Raw genomic sequence first — 1,498 nt, 5'->3', positions numbered from 1 at the left:
GGCTCTTCGCCATTTAGTGTTGGTAAAGAAGAAAACATCCCTAGAGTCAGAGGATAAGCTCCTTCTCAACTCTAATAGTTTTCCATTTTACCGGATGGCAGTCAAGGAAAGCACTTGACAGCCCTCCGGTAAAATGGAGCTTGGTCTGTAAGTTGAGAAGGACCTACCCTTGCTTATGTGGTTCTACCCGAATCATTAGCTTATTAGCTGTTGCGTAGATCATCGCAATAAAGTTTTTGGTTGTCCTATATCCTCTTGCTTTGCGCTTTGCAGCTTGAACCAGACTGTTAATACCTTCAAGTAGGCCATTAGTCATTTTAGAAACGAACCATCTCAAAATACCCGGCTCATGTCTTTTTAGTGTCTGTGCTACTTTTACCATAGGTTCTAATTGAGATCGAATTGCCCAGTTATACCATTCCTGAAAATAAAATGGCGCAAATAGCTTGGACTTGGTCCATAGGTCTTGAAGGGAAAGTTTCATCCGGTAAGCTCTAGCTGTTTTTAAGTTAGTGTCTTTTAGTTTTAAAACTTTTTCTTGTTGCTCCTGATTTAGGTTTTGCTGATTCTTTAGCCATAAATATCGAGTCGTTTTCAGGCCTGGTTCTCCACTTTGTTCCGTTCGTCTTACTTGGTCCAGAGCCTCATTGACTAGTTTCATCACATGAAATTTATCGAAGGTTATATGGGCCTTAGGAAACTCTGTTTCAACGCCTTTTTTAAAGGCTGGAGACATGTCACTACAGACTTCTTCAATGTTTTCCGGGTCAATCCCATTATCTTTCAAAAAGGTCGAGAACACCTTTAGAACATTGGCATCTTTTCCTTCCGTGGCAAATAAAACACGTTTGGTATCAACATCCACAAACAAGGTAACGTATTCATGACCGCGCCGGCTGGATGTTTCGTCAATGGCAATACGTTTTACGTTAGTTATATCCAATTCTTTCATAGCTTTATCAACATAATAATGAAAGACACGCCATAACCGGGTGTCATGCTCGCCTACTTTTCGAGCTACAGCTGCCACTGGCATTTCTTTCATAAGTTGCATAACTTCAGATTCAAAGAACCATGTAAAACCAGCACCAGGACGAGACCACTCTACATGTACGGTACGGATTTTTTTACAAAGGTCACACTTCGTTCTAGGAAGTCTTGCGTGAAGGATAGTCTGATATTGCCAGAAATCCAAGTGCCTCCATGTACGGTCATCATCTAAAATATCGTGGACTTTGGCATGTGGATGGCCACAGTGAGAACAGACAAATTCTGCACCACGTTTAAAATCTAAATAAATATCGAGAATAAGTTCCTTTGAATTCAATTCATAATCAACAACATACCAAGGATCTTCAATATTTAAAGCCTTTTGAAACACACTATATTCTTGATTAAAATCTTCCATTTGGACCACCCCAGATAATAATATTTCAAACTATTATCCATTATGGTCAGGTCTAGGAATCTTTAAACCAATACTGTTTAGCGAGGAAGC

At 39.7% G+C, this 1,498-nt stretch carries 1 protein-coding gene; it reads right to left on the bottom strand.

The annotated features are described in order from the left end of the window. Window positions 1-163: 163 nt before the first annotated feature. Window positions 164-1,408 carry an ISL3 family transposase gene (locus tag BQ6100_RS20635; protein ID WP_075979894.1) on the bottom strand — a complete coding sequence of 415 codons (1,245 nt, stop codon included), beginning with the start codon at window positions 1,406-1,408 and terminating at the stop codon, window positions 164-166. Between the last annotated feature and the right edge of the window lie 90 nt (window positions 1,409-1,498).

Origin of the sequence: Bacillus massilinigeriensis (genome assembly GCF_900117315.1) — a bacterium.
Lineage (GTDB): Bacteria > Bacillota > Bacilli > Bacillales > Cytobacillaceae > Bacillus_BE > Bacillus_BE massilionigeriensis.
This window is presented reverse-complemented; position numbering and strand designations above follow the sequence as displayed.